At 43.3% G+C, this 7,010-nt stretch carries 4 protein-coding genes; 3 read left to right on the plus strand and 1 reads right to left on the minus strand.

Features of this window, described 5'->3' with window-relative positions:
- The first annotated feature begins 46 nt into the window (after nt 1–46).
- The 3 genes from AB6T38_RS08660 (at nt 47) to AB6T38_RS08670 (ending at nt 5,364) form a co-directional block, all read left to right on the plus strand.
- Nucleotides 47–1,786, plus strand: a complete 1,740-nt coding sequence (locus tag AB6T38_RS08660) for a GMC oxidoreductase (RefSeq protein WP_372546928.1) — start codon at nt 47–49, stop codon at nt 1,784–1,786.
- A 92-nt stretch (nt 1,787–1,878) separates the two neighbouring features.
- Nucleotides 1,879–2,499, plus strand: coding sequence for a cation transporter (locus AB6T38_RS08665; protein ID WP_348490294.1), 621 nt, complete (start codon nt 1,879–1,881; stop codon nt 2,497–2,499).
- Nucleotides 2,500–3,504: 1,005 nt separating this feature from the next.
- A complete protein-coding gene (locus AB6T38_RS08670) occupies nt 3,505–5,364 on the plus strand; it encodes a TonB-dependent receptor plug domain-containing protein (RefSeq protein WP_372546930.1) in 1,860 nt (619 codons plus the stop codon).
- Between the two features lie 336 nt (nt 5,365–5,700).
- On the opposite strand, the gene AB6T38_RS08675 is transcribed toward AB6T38_RS08670, so the two are convergent.
- Nucleotides 5,701–6,546, minus strand: coding sequence for a LysR family transcriptional regulator (locus AB6T38_RS08675; protein WP_372546931.1), 846 nt, complete (start codon nt 6,544–6,546; stop codon nt 5,701–5,703).
- Nucleotides 6,547–7,010: the final 464 nt, after the last annotated feature.

Consider the following 7,010-nt stretch of genomic DNA (forward strand, 5'->3'; position numbering starts at 1 on the left):
CACTGACATAACCTTTGGTTCAATTAAAAAATTGCTAGGAAATAACGTGAATAAAGATATTTATATTAAACAACAGAATAAAAAGTTTGATGTGTTGGTTGTGGGCTCTGGGATTACCGGTGGTTGGGCCGCAAAAGAATTTTGTGAGCGTGGATTCAATACCTTGATGATCGAACGTGGTCGAGTAGTTGAACATCGCAAAGATTATATTACCGAAGGCAAGCCGGTTTGGGAGTATGATAATCGTAGCAAAGTAGACAACCTATTAATTGAACAGCAATACAAAATTCAAAAAGATTGTTATGCCTTTCACGATGGTACTAAACAATTCTTTGGAAATGATCGGGATTTACCCTACGAAACAACCGAAGGGACTGACTTTCGATGGATCCGCGCAAACCAGCTAGGTGGTAAATCTTTGTTATGGCATCGGCAAAGTTATCGTATGTGCGAAGATGACTTTTTAGCCAACAAGCGTGATGGTGTGGGAAATGATTGGCCTATACGCTATCAAGATATTGCCGACTGGTATTCTTATGTGGAAACGTTTGCAGGGATAAGTGGTAGTAAAGAGAATTTGCCCAATCTACCCGATGGCGAGTTTTTACCTCCCTTTGCTATGACTGGCCCGGAAAAAGCGTTAAAAGTGGCAATCGAGAAAGCATTTCCTGGCCGAAATCTGATTATGGGGCGCACGGCTCATCTAACTAAGCCCTCAACGTTGCATATATCCCAGGGAAGAGTGCAGTGTCAGACTCGTAATGAATGTCAAAAAGGTTGCTCGTTTGGGGCTTACTTTTCCACCCAAAGTTCGACGTTGCCAGCGGCTGCGAAAACAAACAATTTAAGCATTGCCGCTAATAGCGTGGTGCACAGCGTGATTTATGATGAAAAACGCAATCGCGCCATTGGGGTCAGAGTCATTGATAATGACGACCTGTCTACCCGTGAGTATTTCGCCGACGTTGTATTCTTGTGTGCAAGCACCATTGGTACTACGCAGATTATGCTCAACTCTACCTCTAAAAAATTCCCTAACGGAATTGCCAACTCGTCTGGGGTATTAGGTCACTATTTGATGGACCACAATTATAATGCGCGAGCCACGGGAGATATTGAAGGTTTTGAAGACGAATATTATAAGGGGCGTCGGCCTTCGTCGTGTTACATGCCAAACTTTCAGACGAGGCCTGAACTCTATCGTAAAGGTTACTTACGAGGGTTTGCCTATGGTATTAGTACGTTTCGTTCTGATTGGCGGGGGAAAAGCCAACAAGATGGTATTGGAAGTGACTTTAAACAACAGCTAAGTTTACCAGGGAAATGGGGAGTGAATTTCTCTGCCCAGGGGGAAATGTTGCCGCATTTTGACAATCAAATGTCGTTACATCCAACTAAAACGGATAAGTGGGGCATACCCTTGATTAACTTCAATGTGGAATATCGTGAAAACGAAAAAGCAATGATGGACGATGCTGCAGAAATGGGCGCGGAAATGTTACGAGCTGGTGGATGTACAAACGTTAAAAGTGGTACTAGTTATGACTTACCACATCGCGCTCCTGGTATTGCAATTCATGAAGTGGGGACTGCGCGAATGGGGCGGGATCCAAAAAATTCAGTATTAAATCAATATTGCCAAAGTCATGATATTCCAAACCTATTTGTTACCGATGGTTCGGGGTATTGTTCCTCTGGGGTGGTGAATCCATCCCTCACCTTTATGGCACTTACTGCCAGAGCCGTGGACTATTGTGCCAAGGAGATTAAAGCTCAGCGACTGTAGATTTAGATGCTAGAAGCCAATTAGGCTTGCTTGATCTCCTCATGTCCCTCAAAATAGGGGATCTAGCATCTAATAAATTGACAGGGGATAAAATGGCGAATTGCTGCAGTGAAAAATCCTGTGAAATAGAGGCGCTCAGGGACAAACAAGGTAAAACCTTAAAGATCGTTTTGGCGATTAATGCAATCATGTTTATTGTAGAGTTAACCGCCGGCCTGATGGCAAATTCAATATCATTAATTGCAGACTCCCTAGATATGCTAGGGGATGCAATGGTGTATATTTTTAGTATTTATGTGATTGCCCGTGGGGCGAAAATGAAAGCCATTTCTGCCATGTTCAAAGGCTCGATCATGGCGGTATTTGGATTGTTTGTGTTAGGCCAGGCAATATACAGTCTAATGGTGCCTCACGCTCCCACTTATGAAACAATTAGCTTGTTTGGTTTTATTGCGTTATTGGCCAATGGTGTGTGTTTGGCATTGCTTTGGAAACACCGCTCTGAAGACATTAATATGAGTTCAGTTTGGTTATGTTCACGTAATGATATTATCGCCAATATTTCGGTAATTTTTGCTGGTGTAGGCGTTTGGTTAACTAGCTCTGGTTGGCCAGATATCGCCATAGGTTTTGCCTTAGCCTGCTTATTTTTGCAATCTGCCGCCCAAGTCTTAAAAGAATCATTTAGCGAATACCGCACGGCCAAATCCTAATAACAACCTGTAGCATGGCCTTTAGGCCATGGAAACCAAACCAAATATCTCACGGGGCTAAAGCACCCGCCTACAGGTGAAACCCCAAGGTTGCAGGGATATCTCACCAAACCTGTAGCATGGCCTTTAGGCCATGAAAGCCAAATCACATAACCTCGCGGGGCTAAAGCACCCGCCTACAGGTGAAGCACTATGGTTACGGGCAAATATCACCAAACCTGTAGCATGGCCTTTAGGCCATGGCCCCCAAACCACACAATCTCGCGGGGCTAAAGCACCCGCCTACAGGTGAAACCCCAAGGTTGCGGGTATATATCACCAAACCTGTAGCATGGCCTTTAGGCCATGGAAACCAAACCACACAATCTCGCGGGGCTAAAGCATCCGCCTACAGGTGAAACCCCAAGGTTGCGGGGATATATCACCAAACCTGTAGCATGGCCTTTAGGCCATGGCTCCCAAACCACACAATCTCGCGGGGCTAAAGCACCCGCCTACAGGTGAAACCCCAAGGTTGCGGGGATATCTCACTAAACCTGTAGCATGGCCTTTAGGCCATGGAAACCAAACCAAATACCTCACGGGGCTAAAGCATCCGCCTACAGGTGAAACTCCAAGGTTGCAGGGATATCTCACCAAACCTGTAGCATGGCCTTTAGGCCATGGCCCCCAAACCACACAATCTCACGGGGCTAAAGCACCCGCCTACAGGAGGAGCTCTAATGTTGTTGGGATATTTCACCAAACCTGTAGCATGGCCTTTAGGCCATGGAAGCCAAACCAAATACCTCACGGGCTAAAGCACCCGTCTACAGGTGAAACCCCAAGGTTGCGGGATATCTCACCAAACCTGTAGCATGGGCTTCAGCCCGTGGCAACGATCCTAAACACTGCCGATGAATAACCCAATAAAAACGATAAATTAAGGTGATTGAACAACTAAAAGCATTTAGAATCGCTTCCCTTAAAAATAATTATCGATTTTCATTATCAAGGATAATTCAAGTGAATCTGAAGGACGGATTTTGTTGCACAGCGGCACTGCTTTTCCTATCAATGTCCTCATTGACGGTTTTAGCACAACAAACTGTGGAAACTTTGCAGGTAACTGGTACGCGAATCGCTGACAACAATTTAGGCAGTATTTCCAGTTTATCAAGGGAACAAATTGATAAAATTAATCCGGCATCGACCCTAGATCTTCTTAACCGCATACCTAACATTGTGATTGCCGAAAATGGTGTGGCAGGAGGGGTTTCATTTGTTTCGGTAAGGGGCGGCGAATCTAATTTCACTTTAGTTTTGATTGATGGTGTCGCCGTGAATGATTCCACTAATAGTCGTGGCGGCGGTTTCGACTTTAGTCAGATTAACCCCCAAAGCATCGAACGAATTGAAATTTATCGTGGTGGAATTAGCGCAATCTATGGTGGCGAAGCCATCAGTGGTGTGATCCATATCATTACCCGAGAAGACGCAGCGCCAGCAATTCATTTGGAAGTAGGCAGCGATAAACAGCTTAACGCGGGGTTAAACGTTTCTCATCAATATGATAATGGTGTGTCTGTGTTAGCGAGTCTATCGAGTAGACAACGCGAAGCTTCGGATTTTGCCTCTGCGGAGAGTCAACAAGGGCTGTTCAAAATTGCATTTGCTAACGCTAAGCAAAACCACCGATTGTTAGTGACCTATAGTGACAATGATAATGTGAGCTTTGCTGAAGATTCCGGTGGCGAGCAATATGCTATGCCTCAGTTAGCTGAACAGCGCAATAGTGAACAGTGGTTGCTGGGATTGAATAATACTCTCCAGTTAAACCAGTCTAATGGGATTAATCTTAACTTGTCTTGGTTGAATCGTCAGGAGTCATCAGATCATCCGGGTATTTCGGAAGGTGTGCAATCAGGTGTGCCAGCGAGCAATATTGACTCTGAATTTACGCGTTCTGAAATTGAAGTATTTTTGAATCATCAATTTAATCAAGCAACTACTATTGTGATAGGAGTTAGCGCGCGCGACTCAGAAGGTCGCAACACGGGGTATTTAGATTATGGATTCCAATTGCCTGTTGATTTTGTTCTGGAACAGAACTCACAAAGCGCGTTTATGGAAGCTAAATATGCACAAGATTATTTCGCCATCGATTTAGGTTTACGTTACGACGATGCCGACAACTTCGATAGTGAAACCTCAATTCGATTTGCAGGGCACTATGACCTATCCGAAACTGTAAATTTGTTCGCCGTATATAACGAAGGTTATAAATTACCAAGCTTTTTTGCTTTGGCACATCCGTTAGTGGGTAATCCTGACTTACAACCCGAACGCAGTATTAATAAAGAATTAGGTTTTCGGTGGGATGTTGAAATAGGACAAGTTACCTTCGCACTATTTGAAAATGACTTTTCAGATTTAGTCGACTTTGATGCTGAACTTTTTACGTCAGTAAATCGAAGTCGTGTTGAAGCCTCTGGGATTGAATTGAGTACTAACTTTGAATTAACCTCTTGGTTGCAGCTTTCAGTGGACGTAAGTTATGTAGATATTAGTGTTGATGGACAGAAAAGTGAGTTGCGTAGACGTCCTAAATGGTTCGGTGGAGCAAGTTTAGATGCTCAATGGGAAAATGTGACGATTTCTATTTTTACCGATGTAAGAGATGAGTATTTAGATAGCTCAATTCCCACTGGGTTAGTTGAATTGGGTGGGTATGCAAAATACGGTGTTGCCGCTAATTGGCAATTGTCTGAAAATTTACAGACCAATTTAAATATTGATAATGCCCTTGCCCACAATATCCAAGATTCTGTTGGGTTTGAAAACAACGACACCAATTTCCGAGTTGGTATGACCTATCAGTTTTAACCATAGTGGTTACGTAGCATGGCCTTTAGGCCGTGGAACCCAAACCACCTAACCTCGCGGGGCTAAAGCACCCGCCTACAGTTGAAACCACAGGTTTGGGGGATATTACCTGTAGCACGGGCTTCAGCCCGTGGCATCACCCCCCAAATAACCTCGCGGGGCTAAAGCATCCGCCTACAGGTGAAACCACAGGTTTGGGGGATATTACCTGTAGCACGGGCTTCAGCCCGTGGCATCACCCCCCCCAATAACCTCGCGGGGCTAAAGCAGCCGCCTACAGGTAAAACCACAGGTTTAGGGGATATCACCTGTAGCATGGTCTTTAGGCCATGGAAGCTAAGCAATGCAGTCACCGATTAACATACCTCTGGCAGAAAGGGAGCTTGTGATAAATTTAACTACAGCTAGCAATTCTTCGATATTGTTATTTTCAATGACATTCAAATAAATACCAGCATAAAAATCACAGGGAATATCTAATTTAACTAACCCTGGATAGTTTTCAGTATCGGGTAACAATGCCGTCCCCGTTTCACTGCGATTTAACTGCCCTAATCCTATTTGGTAAGAACTGGTTTTTAATCGCGCGTTGCGGCATTGGGGAAATTGTTGATAAACCTTATCTGTGACTTTATGACTCCACTCAATATGAACATATTCCTCTATGTCTTGGCCTTTCGATTTTGCATAAAAAGCGAGTGGAATTTCTACAATTTTGCTGGTTTCAACGTTATCCAGTTTAAGGGGTTCGGTGGTGAACGCCATGTCGATAGTGCGTTCATGAAGTTGCCTAGATAATAATTCGGTATTTCCTAAATCCGTGCGAAGTGAAATCAGCGGAAATTGATGAGCCACCTCATTGAATATTTCATTAAGACTCAAATAAAATGCGTTAGGAGTGGTTGCGACACCTATAAAGCGGGTGCTTTTGTGATTTAATGCTTGTTTAGCTTCAAGTAGCTTAGCTGATAATTGTTTCGCGTAGGGGATGAGTTGTTCACCCGCTGGAGTCAGCTGAATACTATTTCGATTACGAATAAACAGGGGAGTATTAAAGTACTCTTCAAGTAGCTTTATCCTAGCACTGACAGCAGATTGTGTGAGGTACAAGTTATCAGCTGCTTTACCGAAATGGCGGGTGTTAGCAACTTCCAAAAAAGTACTAAGAAAACGGATATCCACAACAAATTCACGAACTTGGTTAGGTTACCCGTTTAATACGTTAATTATGCAGATTAAGCAAGTTTTTGAAACTGACCTAATGGTATTGATATTGCCTATCTCGCTCTCTACTTAACTTCTTACTGTTCCGTTTGAGCTTGGTAATATCTTTACTATGCTTGTTTTTGTGCTGCGTGTCGGAATCACTATACATCCAATCAGAATTTTCAAAGTCTTCCTTTTCACGTCTGTAATCTTTGCTCATTTTAGCTCACCAGTTAACCAATCGTTACTCAATACAAGGCGGAATAGTAAGTGCGCTATTTCACACCAGCTTGAGTAGCAATATCATTGCAACTTCTCTAAAGCCTGTGAAACAAAAAAATTTTGTCTTTAAGATAAATATATTTTTTGCGAAATTGGTATTAGTTTTGTCGATTGGATATTTAAGGTTTGTTTCAGCCCGTGGAATCCAAACCACCTAA

Origin of the sequence: Aliiglaciecola sp. SL4 (assembly GCF_041538045.1) — a bacterium.
Lineage (GTDB): Bacteria > Pseudomonadota > Gammaproteobacteria > Enterobacterales > Alteromonadaceae > Aliiglaciecola.

Bases quoted from the DNA above. Each gene is read 5' to 3' on its own strand.
- AB6T38_RS08665 (WP_348490294.1), top strand. From the start codon at position 1,879: ATGGCGAATTGCTGCAGTGAAAAATCCTGTGAAATAGAGGCGCTCAGG.